General features: G+C 64.9%; 20 protein-coding genes and 1 tRNA gene. 11 read left to right on the top strand and 10 right to left on the bottom strand.

Annotation, left to right across the window (positions count from 1 at the left end):
• Positions 1 to 2: 2 nt before the first annotated feature.
• From ACYVD0_RS06400 to ACYVD0_RS06385, 4 genes are all read right to left on the bottom strand, one after another.
• On the bottom strand, positions 3 to 1,091 hold the full coding sequence (locus ACYVD0_RS06400; RefSeq protein WP_460426041.1) for an AAA family ATPase: 1,089 nt from the start codon (positions 1,089 to 1,091) through the stop codon (positions 3 to 5).
• Positions 1,088 to 2,347, bottom strand: a complete 1,260-nt coding sequence (locus tag ACYVD0_RS06395) for a restriction endonuclease subunit S (protein ID WP_460426040.1) — start codon at positions 2,345 to 2,347, stop codon at positions 1,088 to 1,090. The genes ACYVD0_RS06400 and ACYVD0_RS06395 overlap by 4 nt, the downstream gene beginning before the upstream one ends.
• 3 nt (positions 2,348 to 2,350) lie before the next feature.
• On the bottom strand, positions 2,351 to 5,371 hold the full coding sequence (locus tag ACYVD0_RS06390; protein WP_460426039.1) for a type I restriction endonuclease subunit R: 3,021 nt from the start codon (positions 5,369 to 5,371) through the stop codon (positions 2,351 to 2,353).
• A 71-nt stretch (positions 5,372 to 5,442) separates the two neighbouring features.
• Positions 5,443 to 5,634: a hypothetical protein gene (locus ACYVD0_RS06385; protein ID WP_061291112.1), complete on the bottom strand. Its 192-nt coding sequence runs from the start codon at positions 5,632 to 5,634 to the stop codon at positions 5,443 to 5,445.
• A gap of 430 nt (positions 5,635 to 6,064) precedes the next feature.
• Here ACYVD0_RS06385 and ACYVD0_RS06380 point away from each other — a divergent pair, with 430 nt between their 5' ends.
• Positions 6,065 to 6,325 (top strand): BRO-N domain-containing protein, encoded by a 261-nt coding sequence (locus ACYVD0_RS06380; RefSeq protein ID WP_460426038.1) that lies wholly within the window; start codon positions 6,065 to 6,067, stop codon positions 6,323 to 6,325.
• 857 nt (positions 6,326 to 7,182) lie between these two features.
• Here ACYVD0_RS06380 and ACYVD0_RS06375 read toward each other — a convergent pair.
• The 6 genes from ACYVD0_RS06375 to ACYVD0_RS06350 all read right to left on the bottom strand — a co-directional run bounded on the left by ACYVD0_RS06375 (position 7,183) and on the right by ACYVD0_RS06350 (position 12,207).
• Positions 7,183 to 7,443, bottom strand: coding sequence for a hypothetical protein (locus ACYVD0_RS06375; RefSeq protein WP_460426037.1), 261 nt, complete (start codon positions 7,441 to 7,443; stop codon positions 7,183 to 7,185).
• Positions 7,444 to 7,532: 89 nt separating this feature from the next.
• Positions 7,533 to 7,859 carry a putative barnase/colicin E5 family endoribonuclease gene (locus tag ACYVD0_RS06370; protein WP_460426036.1) on the bottom strand — a complete coding sequence of 109 codons (327 nt, stop codon included), beginning with the start codon at positions 7,857 to 7,859 and terminating at the stop codon, positions 7,533 to 7,535.
• A 126-nt stretch (positions 7,860 to 7,985) separates the two neighbouring features.
• Positions 7,986 to 9,749 carry a phosphoribosyltransferase gene (locus ACYVD0_RS06365; protein ID WP_460426035.1) on the bottom strand — a complete coding sequence of 588 codons (1,764 nt, stop codon included), beginning with the start codon at positions 9,747 to 9,749 and terminating at the stop codon, positions 7,986 to 7,988.
• Between the two features lie 118 nt (positions 9,750 to 9,867).
• On the bottom strand, positions 9,868 to 10,104 hold the full coding sequence (locus ACYVD0_RS06360; RefSeq protein WP_460426034.1) for a hypothetical protein: 237 nt from the start codon (positions 10,102 to 10,104) through the stop codon (positions 9,868 to 9,870).
• A 527-nt stretch (positions 10,105 to 10,631) separates the two neighbouring features.
• Positions 10,632 to 10,707: transfer RNA gene (locus ACYVD0_RS06355), tRNA-Thr, on the bottom strand.
• Between the two features lie 264 nt (positions 10,708 to 10,971).
• Positions 10,972 to 12,207, bottom strand: a complete 1,236-nt coding sequence (locus tag ACYVD0_RS06350) for a methyltransferase (protein ID WP_460426033.1) — start codon at positions 12,205 to 12,207, stop codon at positions 10,972 to 10,974.
• A gap of 308 nt (positions 12,208 to 12,515) precedes the next feature.
• On the opposite strand from ACYVD0_RS06350, the gene ACYVD0_RS06345 reads away from it, so the two are divergent.
• The 10 genes from ACYVD0_RS06345 to ACYVD0_RS06300 all read left to right on the top strand — a co-directional run bounded on the left by ACYVD0_RS06345 (position 12,516) and on the right by ACYVD0_RS06300 (position 25,004).
• Complete coding sequence (locus ACYVD0_RS06345; protein ID WP_460426032.1) at positions 12,516 to 15,872, top strand: transglutaminase family protein; 3,357 nt, start codon at positions 12,516 to 12,518, stop codon at positions 15,870 to 15,872.
• 118 nt (positions 15,873 to 15,990) lie between these two features.
• Positions 15,991 to 18,486 (top strand): circularly permuted type 2 ATP-grasp protein, encoded by a 2,496-nt coding sequence (locus ACYVD0_RS06340; protein ID WP_460426031.1) that lies wholly within the window; start codon positions 15,991 to 15,993, stop codon positions 18,484 to 18,486.
• Positions 18,483 to 19,397 (top strand): transglutaminase family protein, encoded by a 915-nt coding sequence (locus ACYVD0_RS06335; protein ID WP_460426030.1) that lies wholly within the window; start codon positions 18,483 to 18,485, stop codon positions 19,395 to 19,397. Before ACYVD0_RS06340 ends, ACYVD0_RS06335 begins: the two co-directional genes overlap by 4 nt.
• A gap of 36 nt (positions 19,398 to 19,433) precedes the next feature.
• Positions 19,434 to 19,964, top strand: a complete 531-nt coding sequence (locus tag ACYVD0_RS06330) for a DUF3617 domain-containing protein (RefSeq protein WP_460426029.1) — start codon at positions 19,434 to 19,436, stop codon at positions 19,962 to 19,964.
• A gap of 47 nt (positions 19,965 to 20,011) precedes the next feature.
• Entirely contained in the window at positions 20,012 to 21,169 is a 1,158-nt protein-coding gene (locus tag ACYVD0_RS06325) for a 4Fe-4S dicluster domain-containing protein (RefSeq protein WP_460426028.1), read from the top strand.
• Entirely contained in the window at positions 21,156 to 21,614 is a 459-nt protein-coding gene (locus ACYVD0_RS06320) for a cyclic nucleotide-binding domain-containing protein (RefSeq protein ID WP_460426027.1), read from the top strand. Before ACYVD0_RS06325 ends, ACYVD0_RS06320 begins: the two co-directional genes overlap by 14 nt.
• Before the next feature lie 2 nt (positions 21,615 to 21,616).
• Entirely contained in the window at positions 21,617 to 22,453 is an 837-nt protein-coding gene (locus ACYVD0_RS06315) for an FAD/NAD(P)-binding protein (RefSeq protein WP_460426026.1), read from the top strand.
• A gap of 1 nt (position 22,454) precedes the next feature.
• On the top strand, positions 22,455 to 23,231 hold the full coding sequence (locus ACYVD0_RS06310; protein ID WP_460426025.1) for an NADH-quinone oxidoreductase subunit B family protein: 777 nt from the start codon (positions 22,455 to 22,457) through the stop codon (positions 23,229 to 23,231).
• Positions 23,221 to 24,510, top strand: coding sequence for a Ni/Fe hydrogenase subunit alpha (locus ACYVD0_RS06305; protein WP_460426024.1), 1,290 nt, complete (start codon positions 23,221 to 23,223; stop codon positions 24,508 to 24,510). Before ACYVD0_RS06310 ends, ACYVD0_RS06305 begins: the two co-directional genes overlap by 11 nt.
• A complete protein-coding gene (locus ACYVD0_RS06300) occupies positions 24,507 to 25,004 on the top strand; it encodes a hydrogenase maturation protease (RefSeq protein ID WP_460426023.1) in 498 nt (165 codons plus the stop codon). Before ACYVD0_RS06305 ends, ACYVD0_RS06300 begins: the two co-directional genes overlap by 4 nt.
• Positions 25,005 to 25,127: the final 123 nt, after the last annotated feature.

The raw sequence follows: 25,127 nt of genomic DNA, 5'->3' as shown, positions 1-25,127 counted from the left end.
CGTCAGGCCGCATCCGCATGTAAAACGAAGTTGTACTTTTCAATGAGCCTACTCATGACCTCATCAAAAATTTTCAAGTTATCTTCAACAACGATGTCCGACTCGTAGTAGTAGACCTTCTTGTGCGATAGGGCATTGACGATATCCGCCGCCCGATTGGGGTCGGTGATACCGATCTGATTCAGCACATAGCTAAACTGCCCAACGCCGAGAAAAGACGCCACATTCTCCAGAACCTGCCGGAGCATCGCGAAGTGGTATGCCCGGATCTCATTGGCTTTGTGGGCGTTGGACAGGACCTGGAGCACTCGCAGGTGGTACAGAAACACATCCTTCTCACACTTCTCCAGCTCAAGCTCGCCCGATTTCACACTAAGGATGTAGTGCTTTGTGTGCCTCTTGAACTTACTGCTTTTCTCACCCTTGCTAAGCCAATCGCTCAGGATCGAGAACAATCCAATGTGGTGCGTGGTGACGATGATCTTGCGCTTCTCGAACTGACTCTCGATGAGATCCAACAGGGTCGCAGCCGTGACAAAAATGTTGTGATCGTCGAGGCTGGACACTGGGTCATCGATAAAGAAGTGGCTCGACTGCTTGTCGGCCCAACCTTCAACCTCGAACAGCGCGAGAAAGAAACACCAAACGAAGATCCGCTCCTCACCCCGCGAGATTTTGATAGGCTGCTGAGGCACGTCTGGATTCTGGTTCGGAATGAAGAATGAAATTGACTCGATTCCCTTCTCCGGATCGTCCTCATACAGGTTGAGCGCGAATCCGAACTTCGGTTTGTAGGCCTTGAGCTTGTCGCGGATGTTGTCTTCGGTCAGCAAGGTATGGAATCTGCTGAGGCTGCTGGGCCGCACGGTCAGCCGCACATCGGCCCCATCGTTCTCTTCATCGTTGTCCCACATAAAGAGGTCTTCGCTGTAGGCGTTGTAGTAGACCCCGACGTGGCTGCCGTCAGCTTGCTTGGTCGCGTTCTTGTACGCCACGCTGAGCTGCGTCTTTCCGGTTGCGTTGAAGGCATACGCGAGCGTGATCCGCGCAGCGTCATCCCGAAGTGTCTTGGCGATTTCGTCGAGCGTCATTTGGTGCCCTCCAAGGACGGGAAGAGTTGCTGCATCAGGCCATTTTTGTGGATATTCAGCACGGCGAGCTTTTTCGCCTCGGCTTCAATCTGAACATCCAGGGAAGAGAGAAACTCGGCAATCCGCTGCTGCTCGGCTGGCTTCGGCGTCATTAGCTCTAGAGCCTTCAGTTCGTCAGTATTCAGCTTGCCAGTTCCGTGGCCAGCAATGTCGACCATCTTCAACAAACGCTGCTTATTTCCAAGAAGCAAGAGCGCCACGAAAAGGCCTTCCGTTTTGTCCTTTGGACGCAGAGCTTTTACGTCTTGATTGAAGCTCATCTCGCGACGTAATACGCAAATGGGCACATCTTTAAGCAATGTCATGCCTCGCGTCAGCATGAGCACTGTACCCGCAGGAACCACCTTAGCTCCGACATCGACAGCAGAGGCCGAAATGTGGTTCTCCGAGTCGTCTAAGAAGAGTCGCTTCATATCTTTGGCAGAGACCCACGGAATCGAACCATTCCAGAATGCAGGATTGGCCTTCGAGGGCGTACCACCGGACTGGAAATCAACCAGAGCATCCAAAGTTGTCGACTCCCACTCCGGCGCATCGCAGAACTCGGAGAGGCGGAGGCGGGGAAGAGTTTCACCTTCACGGGGGAAGAGCTGCTGCATCAGGATGCGCGTGTAAGTCTTCAAGGCCTCGACTTTCTGTCCCTGAGCGGCAATTAGCTCGTCCAGCGAGGTCAGGCAGTCGGCGATCTTTTGTTGCTCGGCCCGCGCAGGGAGAGCTATTTCAAGTCGGGCAAGGTCCTGGTAGTAAATACGAACTCGCACTCCGCCGTCGCCGCCTTCACTTACGAAAGCATCCCACACAGCTGATTGTCGAAATTGATCCAGATAGTCGGGTCTGATCCCAGACTCTGGCTCATCAAGGCACCGAAATACGACATAGTCGGGACTGACGAGGATGTCTGCATCGCCATGCCAGCGAGCAATGGAGCCGATGTTGAGTCGCATCGGGTTGTAGGCGAACCAGTTCTTTTTCACCACCTTGTATCGAGTGATGTCCAAAGAGACGACGCGCTCCTCCATCGGAACGATGCCGAGCACTTTGGAAACTCCCATCACGGCCTTTGCCGGGAGCCCATCGCCATTGCGAACCCTGCTCTCTGCTGTCACCTCACAGAGCTGAACTTCCCGCGGGGCTTGCCCGACGAACTCAGGAAAACGTAGCTTCGGCGCCGTTGCTGTTTCTTTTTTCTTTGTCACGCGTCAATCCTCGTACGCCTGGAGGCCCGAGATATCCCTGCCTCCTGCGCGCTTCTTCAGCATCGGCACCAGCTCGCTCATCAAGGCCAGTTCCTTCTGCGTGCGGGCCTTCCACCCTAGCTCCAGCGGAGCGAGTAATTCGGTGAGTTGTTCGCCGTCGAAGATGCGGCGCTCCAGCACGCCATCCACAAAGCTCTGCAATGCCGCAGTGGGCAAACCGTGTTTGGCGGCGAGCTCGGTCAGCTCGCGGGCGGCCTTCACCGCCTTGAATTGCTGGTAACCGGCACGTATGGCGCGCTCGTCCAGGCCCTCGCCGGCCTTGAGGCTCATGACGTACTCGGTGATGTCCTCGCGCTCGTCGATAAATTTGGCGTCGCTCGCGATCAGGCTGACCAGTTGTTCGCGGCTCATGGTGGCTTTGCCAGGCTTCTTGGTGGAGAAGTCGGCGATAAGCTTCATGATGTAGTCGTAATCAATGGTGGCGGAAGCGAAGAGCACGAACTCGAAATCAAGCTGCTCCAGCTCCTCGCGCTTGTCATCACCGGGCTTGGCCCGCTCGTCCCGCAGGCGTCTGGCCGTCTCGAGGTACTGGCCACGGAAGGCGTTGAGTTCGTCCGGCGGCAGGATGGTCTGGATAGTGGCTTCCTGCTCGGGCGTGAGGTCGGTGTACTGGTCGAGCTGGGTTTGCAGCTTCTGCACTTGCTTGAAGGCTTCGACAAAACCGATGCGGGCTTCGTCGCCCTTGAGCGTGGCGATCTCTTCGGGCTTGCCTGAAAGCCCATATGCCTCCATGAAGCTGTGCAGGCCGAGTGCGGCTTCTTGCAGCTTTTCGATGACGGCGGGGGCTTTGTCCACCAGCCAGATCTTGCGCGCCTCATCGGCCTTCGCGCCGGAGAAAAGCGCGATGGCCGCATCCACCGCGTCTTGCTGTCCACGGAAGTCGAGGATGTGGCCGAAGGGTTTGGTGTCATTCAACACGCGGTTGGTGCGGCTGAAGGCCTGAATGAGGCCGTGGTGCTTGAGGTTTTTATCGACGTAGAGCGTGTTGAGGTACTTGCTGTCGAAGCCGGTGAGCAGCATGTCGACGACTATGGTGATGTCGATCTTGTGTTGCGGGGCACTGGGGTTGGCTTTGCGTAGGTCGGAATCGGGCCATTGCTGATCCTTGATGCGCTGCTGCACGTCTTGATAGTAGAGGTCGAACTCCTCGATGCGGTGGTTCGTACCGAAGCGGGCGTTGTAGTGGGTGATAATGGCTTGCAGCGCTGCCTTCTTGGCGTCCGGTTCCTGCTTGTTGTCTTCCAGCTCGGTGGGCAGGTCTTCCTGCAACTGCCGTACATCGGCACTCACCTCGCCCGGCGGTGAGAATACGGCGGCGATATTGAGCGGCACGAAGCTGGGGTTTGCCTGCAGTTTCTCGGCCTGGGCCTCTTCAAATAGCGTGTGATAGGCGATGGCGTCATTGATGGAGGCCGTGGCCAGAATCGCGTTGAACTTGCGACCGCCCGTAGCGGCATCGTGCTTGGCGAGGATGGCGTCGACGATGGCGCGCTTGGCCAGGGTTTCACCTGGCTTGGGTGGGTTCTTACCATCAGGTTTGTAATAGTCAACGTGAAAGCGCAGGACGTTACAGTCTTCAATCGCGTTGGAAATGGTGTATTCGTGCAGGGACTGTTGGAAGAGGTCCTGCGTGGTCTTGAGTGTCTGGGTTTCACCGCTGATCTGCTTGACGCTGGCATTGGCCTCGAAGATAGGCGTGCCGGTGAAGCCGAAAAGCTGGGCCTTGGGGAAGAACGCCTTGATGGCCTGATGGTTATCACCGAATTGCGAACGGTGGCATTCGTCGAAGATGAAGACGATGCGTTTGTCGCGCAGCGCTTCGAGCTGCTCGGCATAGGTGGCAAGCCCACGCTTTTCGCGGCTCTTGTTGCGTTTGCTGCCCTCGTCCAGCGCCAGGCCGAGCTTCTGAATGGTGCAGACGATAACCTTGTCGGCCGCATCGTCCGACAGCATGCGGCGGACGAGCTCGCCAGTGTTGGTGTTGCTCTCGACGCAGCCTTCTTGGAAACGGTTGAATTCCTCGCGGGTCTGCCGATCGAGGTCTTTGCGATCGACCACGAACAGGCACTTTTCAATGGTCGGATTGGCCTTGAGCAGAGTGGAGGCCTTGAAGCTGGTGAGCGTCTTGCCGCTGCCGGTGGTGTGCCAGATGTAGCCGTTACCGCTGTTTTCTTCGATGCACTTGACGATGTTCTTGACGGCATAGATCTGGTAGGGCCGCATCATGAGCAACTTCTGTTCACTGGCGACCAGCACCATGTAACGGCTGATCATCTGGCCGAGTGTGCACTTGGGCAGGAAGGCATCGGCAAACTTATCCAGCCCGGTGATCCTGGTGTTGTCAAGCGCAGCAAATTGGTAAATGGGCAGGAAGCGCTCGTCTGAGTTAAAGCTGAAGTGCCGGGCGTTGTTGTTGGCGAAGTAGTAGGTGGAATCGCGGTTGCTGACAATAAACACCTGCATGAAGCACAACAGCGTGCGGGTGAAGCCGTTGCCAGGGTCGTTTTTGTACTCGACGATCTGCTCGATAGCGCGGCGCGGGTTGAGGCCCAACGTCTTTAGCTCAATCTGCACTACTGGCACCCCGTTGATGAGCAGGATGACGTCAAAGCGGTGGTGGCTGTTGTCGGTATTGATCCGCAGCTGATTTACAACCTCGAAACTGTTCTTGCACCAGTCTTCGATGTTGACGAGGGTGTAGTTCAGTGGCGTGCCATCTTCGCGAATAAAACTATTGCGCATGCGCAGCGTTTGCGCGGCGGTGAAAACGTCGGGGGTAACAATCTCTTCCAGCAGGCGCGAGAACTCCTCATCGGTGAGATTGACGCGGTTGAGCTGCTGGAACTTTTCGCGAAAGTTGGCTTCGAGCGCAGCTCGGTCGCGGATCTCGGGGCGATAGCGGTACTTGAGGTCGCCGAGCTTGGCGAGCAGGCCCTGCTCGATCTGGTGTTCGGTGATGGTCATGAATCTGTCCTGCCGTCATGGAAGCGTGGGTGTAGCGGATAGGCGGCTACCTGTGGCGTATCACAGCCACGTCAAGCATTCGCCTTAGGGGGCTCCCCGCCCGGGCGGTCCAGACTCAAGTCATGATTGCGCGCGTACTCCAGCACCAAAATCTCGACCATCGACGCGACCGAGCGGCGTTCACGATCAGCCGCCAAGCGCAAAAGCTGCTTGATTTCAGCGGAGGTCCGGATAGAAAGGGTTTCGTCCTTCAGGCGTGACATGGCAGAGCCTCGTCAATGATGTCACGCAAATGTACTGCCTTTGTATTTAACTTAACAACACAAATACATGACTTTGATGAAGCTGCGCTGACTGAAGCCTGCATAAGCCCGGCTTCACTAGAAACATCACACCCTCATACTGCGATCCATTCGGTCTGGTGTGCTGTCCGCTTTTGGCCGATCTCTGCCCGTTATGCGGCTCACAGAGATGGCCAAGTCAGGTGCAATAGGTGGTCAAATCCATGCAATTACGCATGCAAGCTGCTTGCAGATCACCTGCCCAAGTTTCGCAACCAGTACGCGCGCGAGGCTCGGCAAGTCACGACTGTGGCAGCACCTTACCCGGCGATTCCCAGCCCCAGCCTGGCCGTCGACGATAGCGAGCGGCCTGCAACTTCGCGTCGTGACCATCGGCGGCGAGCCGTGATTTGTGGCGAAGGACGTAGCTGCGGTGTTGGGGTATGCCAATACCGCTGACGCCATAGCCAAGCATTGCAAGGCTACGAATACCATCGTCATTCGCGATGGAAAACGCGGAAACCCGAATCAGACCATTATCCCCGAGCGTGACCTGTACCGCCTGGTGATGAGGTCGCACCTGCCGTCCGCTGAGCGCTTCGAGGAATGGGTGGTTGCCGAGGTGCTGCCGTCGATCCGCAAGACGGGTGCCTATGTCATGCCTGGCGCGTAGCCGGCTACATCCGGTGTCGACTCGAAGCTGGTCGGCGAGCTAGCCGTCATGGAGTGCTATACCCGCCTGCTCAGGCCGGCGCCGTCCAGCCAGATTTATATGCTGGCCAAGATCGGTTGATCGCCATGGGCTGTATACCGGCTTCCTGCCCGCCTACGCGGTGGACGCGGCGCCCGACTCGACGGCAGGGAGTTTCATGCCGACCAAGGCGCTTAGCGTCCTGCTGAAAGAGCGCGGCATCCCCATGGGCGCTGCCGCCTTCAATCTCCTCTTGTTGGCCTTGGTGCGATCACCGAGCACAAGAACCCGAATCCGCGCTACGCCTTCGACGCGACCACGCACTACCTGTTCCACCCTGACGTGGTGAATCGCTGGCTAGACCGCTATTCTTCCGATCCGTCGTTTTCGAGCAATCCATCAGGCGAAAACGCGCAACGGTCCGGCGAAAAGGAGCGACGGGGCGGCGAAAACGAGCAAGCAATACAAGAGACTACTTACGAGATTACTTCAGAGATTATTCCGGGCGGGGTCGCTGACGCGCCCAGTCCGGCGCTGGAGGGCGAGCTGATCGAGGCGAGAGAAGCACAGGGCGGCGAGCTACCGGCAGTTGCCCTGGCTTCACGCGCAAGGGGCTTTCGTGCTCCTCGGGGGTGAAGTGGCCGCGCAGCACGCCCTGGCTTCACGCGCAAGGGGCTTTCCCGTCGCTTTCCCGTCGATTCAGCGGGCAGGACTCGGCTTGGTAGTAGGCGACCGAGCAGGGAGGCCATTGTAGCCCCATAGCGAGCCGCCATGAACTACCCCAGTACGCTGGCATAGGAAAGGCATAGAGCGAAGCGCCATGGCGATATGGAGGCCTTTCAGCCATATCGGGGCAGGCGGTCTGGCAGGTACCAAAGCCGGCGCAACAGGGCGAAATGCTTGCGGGAAGGGGTGGCGTCGGCCAGGGCGGTGTCGTCCGGCAGTGCAGAAAAGGCCTTCGGCGGCCGGACGCTGTAGCGGGTGTCGGTATTGACATTGGCATTTCCCGCGTCATCCTTATTAATACTTCCTGTGCCGTGCGGGCTGCCACTCCTTGAAGTGTCCCGTTGCGTGCCGGGGGTCGCGAGGTCAGCGCCCATGTTTCCCTGGGCAGGCGTAGGGGATTCATGCGTAGGGGTATGCGTACCGTTACCGACCGTGCCCGCATCTGGCCTCATCTTCCATCCTGTCAGCAGCCAGGCATGCTACTTGATCGCTTGGTAAGCACCGCCTCAGTAGCTTCTCGCTGAAGCGTGACCTTCACGAGACCGCCGAACTCTACGCGCTTAGTCTCCTGCCCTCGGGCAATCGTCTCGACAATCTCATCCAGTAGCCGAGCAGCTTCATCCATAGACAGGCCATCTTTACGCTGGCGTGCCTCAACGATGTGCGACAACCCCATCGCGCCGACACTCTTGCCCGAAGGCTTGACCCGGCCGGTACTTCTCCAGACGAAATCGATCCACCCCAAGCCATTGCGGAACATGGCCCGGTGTACGCTGGTCTTGTCGGCCACTGCACGGGCAAGCGCGTCGCGTCCACGCCGGATGTTCGCCTCTACGCTCTTTATTGCCGACAGCGAGTAGCGAACGTCATCATCCGGGTCTACAGCTGCTTCAGCTCCGGGTCGATCTCCAGTTGCTCATCCATCCACCGAGCCGAGGCCTCGAAACTTCGCCGCAACGAGTCGATCTCGGATTGCGTCAGGCGATAGGCGTCCCTTGTCGAACGTGAGGAGGGTTCGCGCTTCGGATTGGGTGAGGCCTTCGAAACCGTAGCCGAAGGTGTCGCGCCACCAGGGTTCGATATCGCCGTATTTGCCACGGATTTCCGCCAAAGTGCTGGAGTCGAGAGTCAGTTTGCGAGAGTAGTTCTTGCCGGTCAAGGCGACGGCCCCAAGCACCCGACCGCCGTTGCCCTCGATGTGGGTTTTCAACTGCGCCAAGGTGCCGCCCTGAGTCAGGGTGTCATCGAGGATCAGGTAGTCACCTGGCTCGACCTGGCCGGCGAAGGTCGGCTGGTTGGCGATGCGCTCCAAGGCGTTCGCTTGGGTGCGGCCAACCTTTTCGACCTGAATAGGTCGTGTATCAACGCGCAACCCAAGCTGCTTGGCGAGCACCTTCGCCGCAGCCAGAGGAATCCGGTTATCCCCCACCTGCTCGCGAGCCAGAACCGGCACGATGCGCGGCCGGATGCCCTCGGGGATCAGCGCCCGCACCTGTTCCACGAACTCCGGCATCACGGCATCGCGCGCCACGCGCAGCGCCGCAATATCATCGCCGGCCTTCGCGGCGGAATAGTCGGGGTGGTTGTTCAGAAAGCTCAGCGGGTGCGCCAGCACCACGTCAGGGAAGTCTTGACCCCAGCCGCGCCGGGAGTACAAGCCGCCCTCCCGTCCATCGGAACGGCCATCCCCCTGCAACGCCACGGAGGTCAACGCATCCTTCGCCAGGGCGCGCAGTTGGGCCGGCGTCACCCGGCCGAACTGGCGGCCGAAGCGGCGAAGCATCCAAGCCTTGAGGGCGCCCAGTATGTCATCCATCCAGCGGCTGAAGGCTGCCGGCAGTGCCGCGTACTCCTCGACTGCATAGGCCCCGAACTCTTCAACCTGCAAGCGCGGAGCGGCGCCAGCAGCACGCGAGCGGGCTGCGTCGAACACCTCGTGCGCTTTGCCGGTGGAACGCTCTGCCTGCCGGTACAGGGCGGAAAGCCGGCGCATCAGGTCGCTCCATGCGTCGGAGCCGATCAGCCGTTGCCCGCCGCTGTGGAAGGCCTCATGGAGCAGCACGGCAGGCGCGGCGCCCGACGACAGGTTGCTGGCGACCATGTGAATGGTGCCATCCGTGGTGGTCGCCGCCTGCACCCCGGCAGGAAGGGCACCCAGGCTACTCGGCAATCCGCTTGCATCGGCATGGATCACCACGCGACCGGCGTCGATCAGGCGACCGACCATCGTCCCGACATCGCCACAGGTGATTGCCGCGCGCAGCTGCTCGGTGGTCATGCCGGCGGCGCTGCCGCTCGCAACGGAAGTCTTGGCCGCCTCTATGTCCTCCTTGCTGGTCACGTGCTCGCCGCCGATCTGCACCGAGTAGCGCGCGTTCGGCTTGCCGCCCTGTTGTCGCTCGACCGCCGCCAGCGCCGCAGCCATCGCCTCTTTCGACGTGCCGTAGGCGGCGCCCTCAACGGTGACGCTGCGTGCCTCGTGCTCCTTCTCCACCCGGCGCAGTGCCTCGGCGAGCACGCCATCCTGCTCGCGCGCCTGCTCGATCATCGCCGGGTACTGCGCGGCGGTGCGCTCCGCCCAGGCCACCGCGTCCTGCGTGGAGTACATGCGGCGCCGGAAAGCGCGCTCTTGCAACTCCAGCCTGGTGATTTCGGATTCGGTCTTGATGTGCTCCAGCAAAAGCGGATTTCCTCGGTGATCTGGAAGTCCTGAGCGGGGATGTTCGGCGCGCTGGTCGGCTCGCCGGCGACCTCGGGCCGCATCTCGGGACCGACGGCGGCCTCTTGTCACTTCTTGCTTACTCGTCCGCTTCCGGCTCCGGTCTTAGGAGCACGAACTCGGCCAAGGCGACTTCCTCCACTTCGTGCGCCCGATACCCCTGCTGCATCAGCTCCAGCAGCCTCCGCTGCGCGTTGATCCCCGCCGTCTGGAGCGTCGACTCCAGCTCCCCGGCTTCCTTCAACTCCTTCACCCGGTTCGGGAGCCACTGCGTCCAATGCTTCCGCGCCATCGCCTTGAATCGCTGCGCGCTCATCGGTTCCTGCCTCGGTCAGTTGGTCGATCCTGCGGCAAGCTCATCGCGCAGGTCGTTGGCAAAGCGGATGATATACGGCTTGACGCCAGTCCCGAAGGATTGAGGACCAGCCGCACGAAGTCGGCCAGGTCGCGCCCAGCCGCTTGCGCGTCGTGGGTGATCACCTGGAGGGCGGAACTGATCGCTCCCCCTGCCGACCACCACGACGAGGCAGGCTGATGACGATCAGCAGCCACGAGGTGGGGGGACTGGCGATGATCACCAGCACCAGCAGTGCGTCACCCTGGCGGCTGTTATGTCGAGGCGGCACTGATGCTGGCGGATAATCGGTCGAAAATACTGTCACCGAGACATCGCAGAGGGCAACCAGCGGAGAGCTGGGAGGCGTTCAACGGGGAGCAGCAAGCTCCCAGCGCCTACCTTAACGGGGAGCAAAACGGGGAGCAAAACGGGGAGCAAAACGGGGAGCAAAACCCTCAGAAACAACAAAGGCCCGCATCGCTGCGAGCCTAAGTCATTGATTTATATGGTGCCGGCACCAGGAATCGAACCCGGGACCTACTGATTACAAGTCAGTTGCTCTACCTGCTGAGCTATACCGGCGAGGAAGGGCAGCCATTATAGCCGTTTGGCTTGCCGAGTAAACGATTGGTTGCCGGCAAGGTATGGTGACGGGATCTTGCCGTTGCGTTTATTCACATTGGCGGGGATTGCAAGCGGCTTGGCGGGCATTCTCATGCGACCATTGGTCGCGATTTCAACTTATTGTTTTCATTATATTTTTGCTTTTGCTCAAAAAACGGACGATGTTTTGTATAGTGCCAATTGCGGTCTTCGGAAGGAGTTGTCCGGAAATCATCAACACAGTTATCCACAGGTGGTGTGGGTAACACGTTCGGCCAGCAGCAGGTGGTTGCGCGGGGTCAGATGGGGGGCGCAGAAGCGGCCCAGGCGGACCTGGTAGCCCTGTTCCTCCAGATACAGGGCGCGGTCGAGCAGCAACCACAGTTCCAGCGGGCGGCGGAACAGGGCGCGCAGCAGTTCGAGGTTGCGCACTTGGGCCAGGCGTTGCCAGCCCCGGGCTTCCAGTGCCTGCCAGTCGCGCGGCGTGGGGACGGGGAGATCCTTGAGGGCGGCAAGGTCGCGGCAGTAGTCGGCGAAGGCTTTCTGCAGCCAGGCGACGGGCAGCGAGGGGGTCGGCAGATAGGCGTCGACGCCGCGCAGTTCCCGTTGCAGCAGGTCGAAGGCCAGGCGGCGGGCCATCGACTGGTCGCGCTGGCGGCGCACCCGGGCGCTGGCGGTGACGGTTTCCCTGAGTGGCAGGCGCAGGTCCTCGCGGGAGAGCTGCATCTGCGAGGCGCGGGCGGCGGCGGATAGCGGCCGGTAGTCCGTGCTGTCGATGCGGTTGTAGCAACAGGGCGCCACTGCCAATTGCCGGCAGCCGGCGTGGCTTGCCAGTTGCAGCAAGCGTATGTGGAGTTCGCCGCAAGCGTGCAGCGCCACCGGGGTGTGGGCGGCGTCGAGCTGGTCGGCGGCGTCGGCGGCGAGCACGTCCTGCCGTCGGTGGCGGGCCGCAAGCTCGAGGCGGTCGCTGAGCGCCTGGCCGGCCGCGACCAGCTCGGCGTCGTGTTCCAGGCAGGTCAGCGGCGTGCCGTCGTGGGCCAGGGCGTGACCGAGGTGGCCCTTGCCGGAGCACCAGTCGAGCCAGTGGCGGGGCCGGGTGCCGAACTGCAGGCGGCTGGCGAAGTGGCGGATCTGCTGCCACTTGCGTCCCGGCACGTCCACCGCGAAGCGCTCCGGCGCTCCGTCCGGCACCAGAGCGGGCAGTTCGCCGGTTTCGCTCAGGGCGAGCGAGGCAGCGGCCAGCGTGGCGAAGGGCTCGGGGGCAGCGAGGTGTTCGGGATGGTTGTGGGCGGCTTCGGCGTCCGTCAGGGAGCGTCGACGCAGCCAGTCGGCCAGCTTGGGGTGTTGTTCTTCCCAGGGCAGCTGCAGAAGGTTGAACGGCCGCGGCCGCCAGAAACCTTGGTGATCGAGCAGAAAGTCGTCGAGGACACGGAAGCGTTCGAGCAGCTGCGGGCCGCTGAGAGGAAGGACGTCTGGCATGGTTCGTGAGTGGCTCGGCTGGGGCCGCGATTATAGCGGGGGGATTCCGGCGGGCGGCACGAGGGGGCGAATACCTTTGTTGGAACGTCAGTGCGGGGTTCGAGGTGCTTGATAGAATCCGGCCGGTTTCCACGGTGAACGGGTATGGTGTATGGCCATGCACTTTTTAGCTCGCGCGAGGCCCCGATTTGTCGCTCGTAGACCTAAAGCGGGCGCAAAGTCCCCTCGCAGTGACATAAAGATGTAGGTACAAGTGTTGCTACCATCTTTAGTATTTGTCATCGCTCTGGCCACGCAGGAGGCCCGCCTTGTCGACCCATGTCGCTTTGCATCATGTCACCCATTATCGCTACGACCGTCTAGTTAACGTGGGGCCACAGATCGTGCGTCTGCGTCCGGCACCCCATAGCCGCACCCGCATTCTCTCGTATGCGCTGAAGGTGGCGCCGGGCGAGCATTTCATCAACTGGCAGCAGGACCCGCAGGGCAACTACCTGGCGCGTCTGGTGTTTCTGGAAAAGACCCGCGAGATGAAGATCGAGGTCGATCTGGTCGCCGAGATGGCGGTGTTCAACCCCTTCGACTTCTTCCTCGAGTCCTACGCCGAGACCATTCCCTTCGACTACACCGAGGGCGAGCAGCGCGAGCTGGCGCCCTACCGGGTGAAGCTGCCGGCGACGCCGCTGTTCTCCCGCTACTTGGCCGGCATCGACCTGAAGCCGACCCGCAGCGTGGACTTCCTGGTCGCGCTGAACCAGCGCCTGGCGCGCGACGTGCGCTACCTGATCCGCATGGAGGCGGGCGTGCAGACGCCCGAGGAGACCCTGGAGAAGGCCGCCGGCTCCTGCCGCGACTCGGCCTGGCTGCTGGTGCAACTGCTGCGTCATCTGGGCCTGGCGGCACGCTTCGTTTCCGGCTACCTGATCCAGCTCAAGCCCGACGTGAAGTCGCTCGACGGCCCCAGCGGCACCGAAGTGGACTTCACCGACCTGCATGCCTGGTGCGAGGTGTATCTGCCGGGCGCCGGCTGGGTCGGCCTCGATCCGACCAGCGGCCTGTTCGCCGGCGAGGGCCACATCCCGGTGGCGTGCAGCCCGGAGCCGTCTTCGGCGGCGCCGATCAGCGGTCTGGTCGACGACTGCGAGTGCGAGTTCTCCCATGACATGCGCATCGAGCGCATCTGGGAAGCGCCGCGGGTGAGCAAGCCCTACAGTGAGGAGCAGTGGCGGGCGATCCTTGACCTAGGGCGCAAGGTCGACGTCGATCTGGCGCGCGGGGACGTGCGCCTGACCATGGGCGGCGAGCCGACCTTCGTCGCCCTCGACTACCCGGACGAGCCCGAGTGGAACACCGAGGCCATGGGGCCGAACAAGCGCCGCCTGGCCGCCGACCTGTTCCACCGCCTGCGCCAGCACTATGCGCCACAGGGCCTGGCGCACTTCGGCCAGGGTAAGTGGTACCCGGGCGAGCAGCTGCCGCGCTGGTCGCTCAACTGCTTCTGGCGCAAGGATGGCGAGCCGGTCTGGCAGGACCCGGCGCTGTATGCCGACGAAACCCGCAACTACGGGGCCGACGCGCAGCTGGGTGCGCGCTTCCTCGACACCCTCTGCGGTTATCTCGGAGTGTCCGGTGAGCATTTCTTCCCGGCCTATGAGGACTGGCTGTACTACCTCTGGCGTGAACGCCGCCTGCCGGAGAATGTCACCCCGGAGGACGCGCGGCTGGCCGACCCGCTGGAGCGCGAGCGCCTGCGCCGGGTCTTCGAGCACGGTCTGGGCCATGCGGTCGGGCACATCCTGCCGCTGATGCGCAGCCTCGACGGCAGTTGCTGGCTTACCGGCTCCTGGTTCCTGCGTGACGAATACTGCCGGCTGATCCCCGGCGACTCGCCGCTGGGCTACCGCCTGCCGCTGGACTCGTTGCCCTGGGCGCGGGACGTGGACCAGCCCCACCTGCATGCGCAGGACCCCAACCAGCCCCTCCCGCCGCTGCCAAGCCGGCAGCGGATCTTCCAGCAGCTGCGCAGCACGCCGGCCGGCCGGCCGGCCGTGGCGGGCACGGGCGCGGGCCCTGGCGGCACCGGGCGAGGCGAGGGCGGTCCGGGCGAGAGTACGCGCCACGCGGCGGCTCCGGCGCCCTTCGAGTCGGGAGTCGACATCGTGCGCACCGCGCTTTGCGCCGAGCCACGTGACGGCCGCTTGTACCTCTTCATGCCGCCGCTGGAGCGCCTGGAGGACTACCTGGAGCTGGTCGCGGCCATCGAGGCGACTGCCCGCGAGCTGAACTGCCCGGTGCTGCTGGAGGGCTACGAGCCGCCGGCCGACCTACGCATGCGGCATTTCCGCGTCACCCCCGACCCGGGCGTGATCGAGGTGAACATCCATCCGGCGGAAAACTGGGACGAGTTGGTCGAGCGCACCGAGTTCCTCTACGAAGCGGCCCGTCAATCGCGGCTATCCAGCGAGAAGTTCATGCTCGATGGCCGCCACGTCGGCACCGGCGGCGGCAACCACTTCGTCCTCGGCGGTGCGACCCCGGCCGACTCGCCGTTCCTGCGCCGCCCCGACCTGCTGCGCAGCCTGATCGGCTACTGGCACAACCACCCGTCGCTGTCCTACCTGTTCTCCGGCCTGTTCATCGGCCCGACCTCGCAGGCGCCGAGGGTGGACGAGGCGCGCAACGACTCGCTCTACGAGCTGGAGATCGCCTTCCAGCAGATGCCCGAGCCGGGCACCGCCTGCCCGCCGTGGCTGGTCGACCGCCTGCTGCGCAACCTGCTGGTGGACGTCAGCGGCAATACCCACCGCGCCGAGTTCTGTATCGACAAGCTGTACTCGCCGGACAGCGTCAGCGGGCGCCTCGGCCTGCTCGAGTTCCGCGCCTTCGAGATGCCGCCGCACGAGCAGATGAGCCTGGCCCAGCAGCTGCTGCTGCGCTCGCTGATCGCGCGCTTTTGGGACGAGCCGTACCAGCCGCAGCGCCTGGTGCGCTGGGGCACCGAGCTGCACGACCGCTTCATGCTGCCGCACTTCATCGCCCAGGACTTCCACGATGTGATCTACGAGATGGACCAGCATGGCTATCCGCTGCGTCCGGAGTGGTTCGCCCCGCACTTCGAGTTCCGCTTCCCGAAACTCGGCGACTTCGCCGTGCAGGGCATGGCGCTGGAGGTGCGTCAGGCGCTGGAGCCCTGGCACGTGATGGGCGAGGAGGGCGCTGTCGGCGGCACCGCGCGCTACGTGGATTCCTCCCTGGAGCGTCTGCAGGTAAGCGTCAGCGGCATGCCCCAGGACCGCTACGTGCTGACCTGCAACGGCGTGCCGGTGCCGCTGTGCCCGACCGGCACGGTTGGCGAGTTCGTCGGCGGCGTGCGCTATCGCGCCTGGCAGCCGGCCTCCAGCCTGCACCCGACCATCGGCGTGCATGCGCCGCTGGTATTCGACCTGGTGGACACCTGGATGCAGCGTTCCCTGGGCGGTTGCCAGTACCATGTCAGCCATCCGGGCGGGCTCAGCTACGAAACCCTGCCGGTCAACGCCTACGAGGCGGAAAGCCGCCGTCTGTCGCGCTTCTTCCGTATCGGCCACACACCGGGCAAACTGGTGCCTGCCGCGCCGGTCGAGAACAGGGAGATGCCGATGACCCTGGACCTGCGCCGCCGCTGAGCGTCCTTCCGTCCTGGCGGAGTGGCCCGGAGGGACTGATCCACGCGGATCTTTTCCCCGGGCCCTGTTCGCCGGGGAGGGGAGCGCGAGGCGCAATTTCCCTGATTTCGAGTCACCCATGTCCGATCTGTTTGTCGACAATCCGCGCGACGCCGCGACCTACCATGAACTCTTCGACGCCAGCGGCAAGGTGCGTCCCCACTGGCGGCCGATGTTCGATTTCCTGCGGCGCTTCACGCCGGCGCAGCTGCGCCAGCGCCAGGCCCTGCTGACCCGGCAGATCCAGGAAAACGGGGTGACCTACAACGTCTATGCCGATCCCAACGGTGCCGACCGTCCCTGGGAGCTGGATCTGCTGCCCAACATCATTCCCGCCGAGGAGTGGCAGCAGCTCGCCGAGGGCGTGGCGCAGCGCGCAACCCTGCTGAACGCGGTGCTGGCCGACATCTATGGTCCGCAGCGGCTGCTCGCCGAGGGGCTGCTGCCCACCGACCTGGTGTTCGGGCACAGCAACTTCCTCTGGCCCTGCCGGGGCATCGAGCCGCCGGGCGGCACCTGGCTGCATGTCTACGCGGTGGACCTGGCGCGGGCGCCGGACGGTCGCTGGTGGATCACCGCCGACCGCACCCAGGCGCCCTCCGGCGCCGGCTATGCGCTGGAGAATCGCCAGTTCGTCTCGCGCGCCTTCCCCGATCTGTACCGCGACCTGCGCGTGCAGTATGTGGCCGGCTACTTCCATACCCTGCGCGAGACCCTGGCGCGCGAGGCGCCGACCGACGGCGAGACGCCGCTGGTCGTGCTGCTGACCTCCGGGCGTTTCAACGAGAGCTACTTCGAGCACCTCTACCTGGCCCGCCAGCTGGGCTATCCGCTGGTCGAGGGCAGCGACCTGACAGTGCGCGACGCCACCGTTTACCTGAAGACCCTCGACGGTCTGAAGCGGGTCCATGCCTTGCTGCGGCGTCTCGACGACGACTACTGCGATCCGCTGGAGCTGCGCACCGACTCCGCCCTCGGCGTGCCCGGCCTGCTCGAGGCGGTCCGCGAAGGCCGGGTGCTGGTGGCCAACGCCCTCGGCAGCGGCGTGCTGGAGTCCCCAGGGCTGCCGGGCTTCCTGCCGGCGATCAGCCGCAAGCTGTTCGGCGAGGAGCTGCTGCTGCCGTCCATCGCCAGTTGGTGGTGCGGCGAGCCGCCGGTGCTGCAGGAGGTGCTGAAGAAGCTGCCGCAGCTGATGATCCGCTCGGCCTATCCGGCGCGCCACTTCGACCCGCTGTTCGGCCCCGAGCTGGATGCCAGGCAGCGCGCGGCCCTGGCCGAGCGCCTGCGCCAGCGTCCCTACGCTTATGTCGGCCTGGAACGCCCGCAGCTGTCGCGGGCGCCGATATGGCAGGGCGAACGCGGCAAGCTGGAGGCGCGGCCGATCGGCATGCGGGTGTTCGCCGTGGCCAGCGCCGACGGCTATCGGGTGATGCCCGGCGGCCTGACCCGGGTCGCCGCCCATGCCAACGCCGAGGTGCTGTCGATGCAACGCGGCGGGGCGAGCAAGGATACCTGGGTGCTCGGCGGGCGGCATGCCGCCAGCGAACCCTGGCAGTGGGTGCGTCCGCTGGGCGTGGCCGACATCGTGCGCAGCGACCCCTACCTGCCGTCGCGGGTGGTGGAGAACCTCTACTGGTTCGGCCGCTACAGCGAGCGCTGCGAGGAGGGTGCGCGCCTGCTGCGCATCATGCTGGCCGGCTATGTCGACGACGGCAACGACCCGCAGGCCTTGCAGGCCGCACTGGCGATGGCCGAGGGGCTCGGCCTGCTGCCCCCGCGCGCCTGCGACTGCGACCTGGAGACGCGGCTGCGCCGGGCCGTGCTGGGCAAGGACTGGCCGGCCAGCCTGCGCAACAATCTGCAGTGCCTGCACATGGCGGCCGCCAGCGTGCGCGGCAAGCTGTCCCAGCAGAACTGGCAGGCCCTGCTGGAGCTGCAGCGGGCGGCGCAGTGCCTGGAGAACGAGGAGGCCGACCTGGGCGAGCTGCTGGATTTCCTCGACAGCCAGCTGGTGTCCATGGCGGCCCTCTCCGGCTTCGTCCTCGACGACATGACCCGCGACCACGGCTGGCTATTCCTGCTGATTGGCTGCCGCATCGAGCGTCTGCAGTTCCTCGCCGAGAGCATCGCCGGCTTTCTCCGCGACCGCGCCGTGCACGACCAGTCGGCGCTGGCCTGGCTGCTCGAGCTGGGCAACAGCAGCATCACCTACCGCACCCGCTACCTGGCCACGGCGCAGCTGATCCCGGTGCTCGACCTGCTCCTGCTCGACCAGCAGAACCCCCACGCGGTGCTCTACCAGCTGCATGTGCTGCGCAGCTCCCTGCGCCGTCTCGGCGAGAGCTTCGAGATGTTGCCGGGGCCGGGTCTGCAGGCCATGCACGACCGCCTGGCCGCCTTCGACCTGGGGCGCCTGGAGTACAACCCTTTCGCCTATCCCGACAGCTCCGCCGCGCCGAACGAGCTGGCCGACCTGCTGTGCGAGGTCGCCGCGGAGGCGGGACGGCTTTCCGACCATCTCGGCCTGCGCTTCTTCGTTCATGTCGATGCCAGCCAACGGACCCAGTCGCGATGACTTCTGCCCATTACCGGATCGTCCATGCCACCCGCTACCGCTACTCGGCGCCGGTGTCCCTGGCCAAGCAGCTGGCGCACCTGTGGCCGCGCGACTGCCCCTGGCAGCGCTGCCGCAGCCGCGAGCTGAGCGTCGGCCCGCCGCCGTCCTGGCGGGTCGACGATCTCGATGCCTTCGGCAACCCCTTGACCCGCCTGGCCTTCGAGCGTCCCCACCACGAACTGGAAGTGCGCGCCCGGCTGCAGGTGGAGGTGCTGCCGCGCCCGGACTTCGACCTGACCGACTCGCCGGCCTGGGAGCAGGCCTGCCTGGGCCTGGCCTACAGCGGCCGGCCGCTGGGCGCCGAGCAACTGGAGGCGGCGCGCTTTCGCTTCGACTCGCCCTACGTGCTCCTCGAGCAGATCTTCGTCGCCTACGCCGACGACTGCTTCGTGGCCGGCCGGCCGCTGCTGCTGGCGGTGCAGGCGCTGATGGAGAAGATCTTCCGCGAGTTCACCTTCGATGCCGCAGCCACCCAGGTGGCCACGCCCCTCGAACAGGTGCTCGAGGAGCGCCGCGGGGTCTGCCAGGACTTCGCCCACCTGATGCTCGCCTGCCTGCGCTCGCGCGGCCTGGCGGCGCGCTACGTCAGTGGCTACCTGCTGACCCAGCCGCCGCCCGGGCAGCCGCGGCTGATCGGCGCCGACGCCTCCCACGCCTGGATCGCCGTCTACTGTCCGCGCCAGGGCTGGGTCGACTTCGATCCGACCAACAACATGCGTCCGGCCCTGGAGCACATCACGCTGGCCTGGGGCCGCGATTTCGCCGATGTCTCGCCGCTGCGCGGGGTGATCCTCGGCGGCGGCAGCCACGACCCGGAGGTGAGTGTCACCGTCATGCCCCTGGCCGAGGCCGAGCGGCATGCGCTTTGACTGCGGGCCGTCCGGCCCTTCGATCAGGAGCTCCTCATGAAAACCCCGCTATCCTTGTTTATCACTGCCTGCCTGGCGGCATCCGCGCTGCAGGCGCAGGCTCTGGAAATCCTCCCCGGCCTCTGGGAGTTCGAGTCCAAAGGCGTAGTGGCGGGCGGCAGGCCGATCCCCAACATGCAGGAAGTCATGGCGCAGATGCAGAAGCTGCCTCCCGAACGACGCAAGGCGATGGAGGACATGCTGGCCCAGCAGGGCGTCGAGATGGGCGACAGGGGCGTACGCGCCTGCCTGAGCGAGGAGCAGGCCAAATCCCAGGCGCTGCCATTCCAGGACGACCGCCCCGGCTGCAACCAGGAAGTGACCGAGCGCAGCGACCAGCTCTGGAAGTTCCGCTTCCACTGCCCGGACTCCCAGGGCGAGGGCGAGACCCGCTTCGCCAGCGAGCGCGAATTCACCACCGTGGTGAACATCGTCACTGCAGGCAAGAGCGGGGTCACCCACATGGAATCCCATGCCCGCTGGGTGGATAGCGACTGTGGCGGGCTCAAGCCCGGCCAGGGGAGCTAGCCCTCGGCAACAGGCTTTACCCCTGACACTGCGAGGAAGCCAGGAGGATGGACGCTCTCCCGACAAGAACCAGCGCAATCCTCGACCTCGGCGGTCTGCAGGCCCTGATCGAGGCGCTCGCCGCCCGCGGCTACCAGGTGCTCGGGCCGGTGCTGCATGACGAGGCGATCGTCTACGACGAAATCACTGGGTTGGCCGACCTGCCGGCCGGCTGGACGGATCGCCAGGGGCCCGGGCATTACCGCCTGGAACGGCGCGACGATCAGGCGCTGTTCGGATTCGCCGCCGGTCCGCAGTCGTGGAAACGCTTCCTGCATCCGCCGGTCGAGACCCTGTGGCGGGTACAGCAGGGGGAGGGCGGGCTCCTCTTCAGCACCGCTGTCGAGGCGACTCCCAAGTACGCCTTTCTCGGCGTGCGCGCCTGTGACCTGCATGCCATCGCCATCCAGGACCGGGTGCTCTGCGAAGGACCCTACCCGGACCCGGGCTATGCAGGACGCCGGCGCGACGCCTTCATCGTCGCGCTCAATTGCGCTGTGGCTGGCGACACCTGCTTCTGCGTGTCCATGGGCTGCGGGCCGAAGGTCGAGGGCGCTTTCGACCTGGCGCTGACCGAGCTTCTCGACGAGACCCGCCACGAGTTCCTGATCGAGGTCGGCAGCCAGGCGGGCGGCGAGGTGCTGGCCGGCCTGCCCCGGCGTCCTGCGCTAGAGGCCGACCGGGCGGCGGCCGAGGCGGTCGTCGCGCGCACCGCCAGCCAAATGGGCCGCAGCCTGGACACCGCCGGGTTGCAGGAGCTCCTGCAGGGCAATCCGGAGCATCCGCGCTGGGACGAGGTAGCCGAACGCTGCCTGACCTGCGCCAACTGCACCATGGTCTGTCCGACCTGCTTCTGCACCACCGTGGAGGATCACAGCGACCTGACAGGCAGCTCCGCCGAACGGGTGCGCCTGTGGGACTCCTGCTTCACCCTGGACTTCTCCTACATCCATGGCGGCAGCGTGCGCCAGAGCGACAAGGGGCGCTATCGCCAGTGGATGACCCACAAGCTGGCCAGCTGGATCGACCAGTTCGGCAGCTCCGGCTGCGTCGGCTGCGGGCGCTGCATCACCTGGTGCCCGGTGGGCATCGACATCACGGAAGAGGCGGCAGCCATCCGGGCCACGCCACAGGCAGGCAAAGGGGGGGGCCATGGAGAGCATTGAGGACATCCTCGGCCGGCACCCCTTCTTCGCCGGCTTCGATGCCGAGCATGGCCGGCTGGTCGCCGGCTGCGCGCGCAACATCCGTTTCGCTGCCGGGCAATACCTGTTCCGTGAGGGTGATCCGGCAGACGAGTTCTTTCTCATCCGCCATGGCGCGGTGGCCCTCGAGCTGGTCGAGCCGGGGCGGCCGCCGGTGGTCTTCGCCACCCTCGGCGAGGGCGAGATCGTCGGGGCCTCCTGGCTGCTGCCGCCGTACCGCTGGAGGCTCGCCGCCCGCGCCACGGAGCTGACCCGGGCGATCGGCATCGACGCCGCCTGCCTGCGTGGCAAATGCGAGGCCGACCACCACCTCGGCTACGAGATGATGAAGCGCTTCCTGCCGATCCTGGTGGATCGCCTGCAGGCCACCCGACTGCAGATCCTCGACGTCTATGGAAGGCGCTGACGATGCTGGCATCGTTCGCTGACCCCTTCCTGCCGCAGCCCTATCGGGTCGAGCGGCGGCGTCGCGAACTGGTCGGCACCGTGACCCTGGAACTCGCCCCGCTGGCCGGTGCGCGGCCGGATTTCCTGCCCGGCCAGTTCAACATGCTCTACGCGTTCGGCGTCGGCGAGGTGGCCATCAGCCTGAGCGGCGACCCGGCCCGCGGGACGACCTTCGTGCACACGGTGCGCAATGTCGGCGCGGTCAGCGGCGCGCTGGCCGGGCTGGAGCCCGGGGCGAGCATCGGCGTGCGCGGCCCCTTCGGCAGCGGCTGGCCACTGGCGGAGGCCGAGGGCGCGGATGTGTTGCTGGTTGCCGGAGGGCTCGGCCTCGCGCCGCTGCGCCCGGCGATTTACGAGATTCTGGCCCGGCGCGAGCGCTATGGCCGGGTGGTCATTCTGGTCGGCAGCCGCAGTCCCGCCGATATCCTCTATCGCCGCGAGCTGGAGCGCTGGCGGCGGCGTCCCGACCTCGAAGTGCTGATGACCGTCGACCATGCCGACGCCGACTGGCGGGGCCATGTCGGCGTGGTGCCGGCGCTGATCCCGCATGCCGGCCTGGACCCTGTGGAGACGCTCGCGCTGGTCTGCGGGCCGGAGGTGATGATGCGCTTCACCGCCAACGCCCTGCTCGCCGCGGGGATCGAGGCCGAGCGCATCCACCTGTCTATGGAGCGCAACATGAAATGCGCCATCGGCCAGTGTGGTCATTGCCAGTTCGGGCCGTTCTTCGTCTGCAGGGACGGGCCGGTGCTGGGCTACGACCGCATCGGCGGCATCCTCGCCGTGCCGGAGATCTGAAATGGAAACGAAGCCACGCCCGCGCCTCGCCGTCTGGAAGTTCGCCTCCTGCGACGGCTGCCAGCTGTCTTTGCTCGACTGCGAGGATGAACTTCTGCTGCTCGCCGATACCGTGCAGATCGCCTACTTCGCCGAGGCCTCCAGCGCCCTAGAGGACGGCCCCTACGACCTCTCGCTGGTGGAGGGCTCGATCACCACGCCGGCCGATGCCGAACGCATCCGCGAGGTGCGCCGGCAGTCGAAGTTCCTCGTCACCATCGGCGCCTGCGCCACCGCTGGCGGCATCCAGGCGCTGCGCAACTTCGCCGATGTGGACGAGTACATCTCCGTGGTCTACGCCTCGCCGCAGTACATCGAGACGCTGGCTACCTCGACGCCGATCGCCGCCCATGTGCCGGTGGATTTCGAGCTGCGCGGCTGCCCGATCAACAAGGTGCAACTGCTCGAGGTGATCTCGGCCTTCCTCGCCGGGCGCAAGCCGGCGATCGCCACCTACAGCGTGTGCATCGAGTGCAAGCGGCGCGGCACGGTCTGCGTGATGGTGCAGGGCATCCCCTGTCTCGGCCCGGTGACCCATGCCGGCTGCGGCGCCCTCTGTCCGAGCTGCCGGCGCGGCTGCTACGGCTGCTACGGGCCGATGGAGACGCCGGACACCGCGGCGCTGGCACGCCAGTGGAGCTCCATGGGCGTCGCGCCGCGGGACATCCGGCGCGCCTTCCACACCTTCAACGCCGCAGCGCCGGCGTTCCGCCAGGAGGGCGAGGCCCATGGCGACTAAAAGGATCCGAGTCGACTATCTCACCCGCGTCGAGGGTGAGGGCTCCCTCGATCTGCACATCGAAGGCGACCGGGTCACCGCAGCGCGGCTCGGCATCTTCGAGCCGCCGCGCTTCTTCGAGGCCTTTCTGCGCGGCCGCGGTTACGCCGAAACGCCGGATATCGTGGCGCGGATCTGCGGCATCTGTCCGGTCGCCTATCAGATGAGCGCGGTGCATGCTCTGGAGAATGCCTTCGGCGTGCGGGTTGAGGGACAACTGCGGGCGCTGCGCCGGCTGATCTACTGCGGCGAGTGGATCGAAAGCCATGCGCTGCACGTGATCATGCTGCATGCGCCGGACTTTCTCGGCTATCCCGATGCGATACGCATGGCGGCCGAGCATGGCGAGGCGGTCCGCAACGGGCTTGCCCTGAAGAAGGCCGGCAACGCCGTGATACGCCTGCTCGGCGGACGCGAGATCCACCCGGTCAACGTCAGGGTCGGCGGTTTCTACAGCGTGCCGAGCCGTGTCGAGCTGGCCCCGCTGGCCCGGGAGCTCGGGCGGGCCCGCGAGATCGCCGTCGAAACCGTGCGCTGGGTGGCGGGCTTTCCCTTCCCGGAGATCGAGCGGGACTATGAGTTTGTCGCACTGCGCCATCCCGACGAATATCCCCTCAACGAGGGGCGTCTGGTCTCCAGTCGCGGTATCGATATCGACATCGCCGACTACGAGACGGAATTCGAGGAGCGCCAAGTGCCCCACTCGACGGCCCTGCATTCGCTGCTGAAACGGCGCGGCGCCTATCTGGTCGGGCCGCTGGCGCGCTACGCGTTGAACTTCGATCGGCTGCCGGAGGAAATACAGGCGCTTGCCCGCGAAGTCGGAATCGACCCGGTGTGCCGCAACCCGTTCCAGAGCATCGTGGTGCGCGCCCTGGAAATTCTCTACGCCTGTGAGGAGGCGCTGCGCATCATCGCCGCCTACCAACCGCCGGCCGTCGCCGCCGTGCCGGTCGAGCTGCGGGCCGCGACCGGCTTCGGCTGCACCGAGGCGCCGCGGGGCACCCTCTGGCACCGCTACGACCTGGCCGCCGACGGCTCGATCGGCGAGGCGCGCATCGTCCCGCCCACCGCGCAGAATCAGCCGAGCATCGAGGCGGATCTGGAAGCCGTCGCCACGCCTATCCTCGACCAGCCCGAGGATTTCATCCGCCAGCGCTGCGAGCTGAGCATCCGCAACTACGATCCGTGCATCTCCTGCTCGACCCACTTCCTCAAGCTGGCGCTGCACCGCACATGAGCGGGGCTGGCGGCCAGGTGCAGGTGCTCGCCCTTGGCAATCCGCAGCGCGGCGACGACGGCATCGGCCCGGCGGTCGCCGCCCGGCTGCGCGGCCGGCTGCCGGCAGAAGTCGCACTGCGGGTGTGCGGTGGCGACCTGCTGGGGTTGCTCGAGGACTGGAACGGCGTCGCGGCCCTGGTCTGCGTGGATGCTTCGGCACCTCTGGGCGATCCGGGGCGCATCCGCCGGCTCGATCTGGCCACGGACGAGCTGGCGCGGGAGCCGTCGCTCGCCTCCAGCCACGGCTTCGGCCTGGCAGAGGCAGTCGGGCTGGCTAGCGCCCTCGGGCTGGCGCCGCCGCGGATCGTCGTCTATGCAGTGGAGGGGGGCCGTTTCGCGGACGGAGCAGCCCTGACCGTCGAGGTCGCCGCCGCTGTGGACGAGGTCGCCGCGCGCATTCTCGACGAAGTCGGCCGGCTCCGGCTGGCGACGGAGGCGGCGGCTTGCTCCTGAGGCGGCTTCGTTCGCCTGCGTAGCGGCAGGCATTCCCCAATCTGGGTCGGGTTCGGCATGGCATCTGGCGGTGAGCTTTTTTGACGAAGTTTTCACTGCGCGTGCGGCATAGTCCATGCCACT

The organism is Azotobacter armeniacus, assembly GCF_054779355.1.
Note: the sequence above shows the minus strand (reverse complement) of the source record. Positions and strands in the feature narration are given on the sequence as shown.

Bases quoted from the DNA above. Each gene is read 5' to 3' on its own strand.
- ACYVD0_RS06400 (WP_460426041.1), bottom strand. From the start codon at position 1,091: ATGACGCTCGACGAAATCGCCAAGACACTTCGGGATGACGCTGCGCGG.
- ACYVD0_RS06390 (WP_460426039.1), bottom strand. From the start codon at position 5,371: ATGACCATCACCGAACACCAGATCGAGCAGGGCCTGCTCGCCAAGCTC.
- ACYVD0_RS06385 (WP_061291112.1), bottom strand. From the start codon at position 5,634: ATGTCACGCCTGAAGGACGAAACCCTTTCTATCCGGACCTCCGCTGAA.
- ACYVD0_RS06375 (WP_460426037.1), bottom strand. From the start codon at position 7,443: ATGGGCGCTGACCTCGCGACCCCCGGCACGCAACGGGACACTTCAAGG.
- ACYVD0_RS06360 (WP_460426034.1), bottom strand. From the start codon at position 10,104: ATGAGCGCGCAGCGATTCAAGGCGATGGCGCGGAAGCATTGGACGCAG.
- ACYVD0_RS06350 (WP_460426033.1), bottom strand. From the start codon at position 12,207: ATGCCAGACGTCCTTCCTCTCAGCGGCCCGCAGCTGCTCGAACGCTTC.
- ACYVD0_RS06340 (WP_460426031.1), top strand. From the start codon at position 15,991: ATGTCCGATCTGTTTGTCGACAATCCGCGCGACGCCGCGACCTACCAT.
- ACYVD0_RS06335 (WP_460426030.1), top strand. From the start codon at position 18,483: ATGACTTCTGCCCATTACCGGATCGTCCATGCCACCCGCTACCGCTAC.
- ACYVD0_RS06330 (WP_460426029.1), top strand. From the start codon at position 19,434: ATGAAAACCCCGCTATCCTTGTTTATCACTGCCTGCCTGGCGGCATCC.
- ACYVD0_RS06325 (WP_460426028.1), top strand. From the start codon at position 20,012: ATGGACGCTCTCCCGACAAGAACCAGCGCAATCCTCGACCTCGGCGGT.
- ACYVD0_RS06320 (WP_460426027.1), top strand. From the start codon at position 21,156: ATGGAGAGCATTGAGGACATCCTCGGCCGGCACCCCTTCTTCGCCGGC.
- ACYVD0_RS06315 (WP_460426026.1), top strand. From the start codon at position 21,617: ATGCTGGCATCGTTCGCTGACCCCTTCCTGCCGCAGCCCTATCGGGTC.
- ACYVD0_RS06310 (WP_460426025.1), top strand. From the start codon at position 22,455: ATGGAAACGAAGCCACGCCCGCGCCTCGCCGTCTGGAAGTTCGCCTCC.
- ACYVD0_RS06305 (WP_460426024.1), top strand. From the start codon at position 23,221: ATGGCGACTAAAAGGATCCGAGTCGACTATCTCACCCGCGTCGAGGGT.
- ACYVD0_RS06300 (WP_460426023.1), top strand. From the start codon at position 24,507: ATGAGCGGGGCTGGCGGCCAGGTGCAGGTGCTCGCCCTTGGCAATCCG.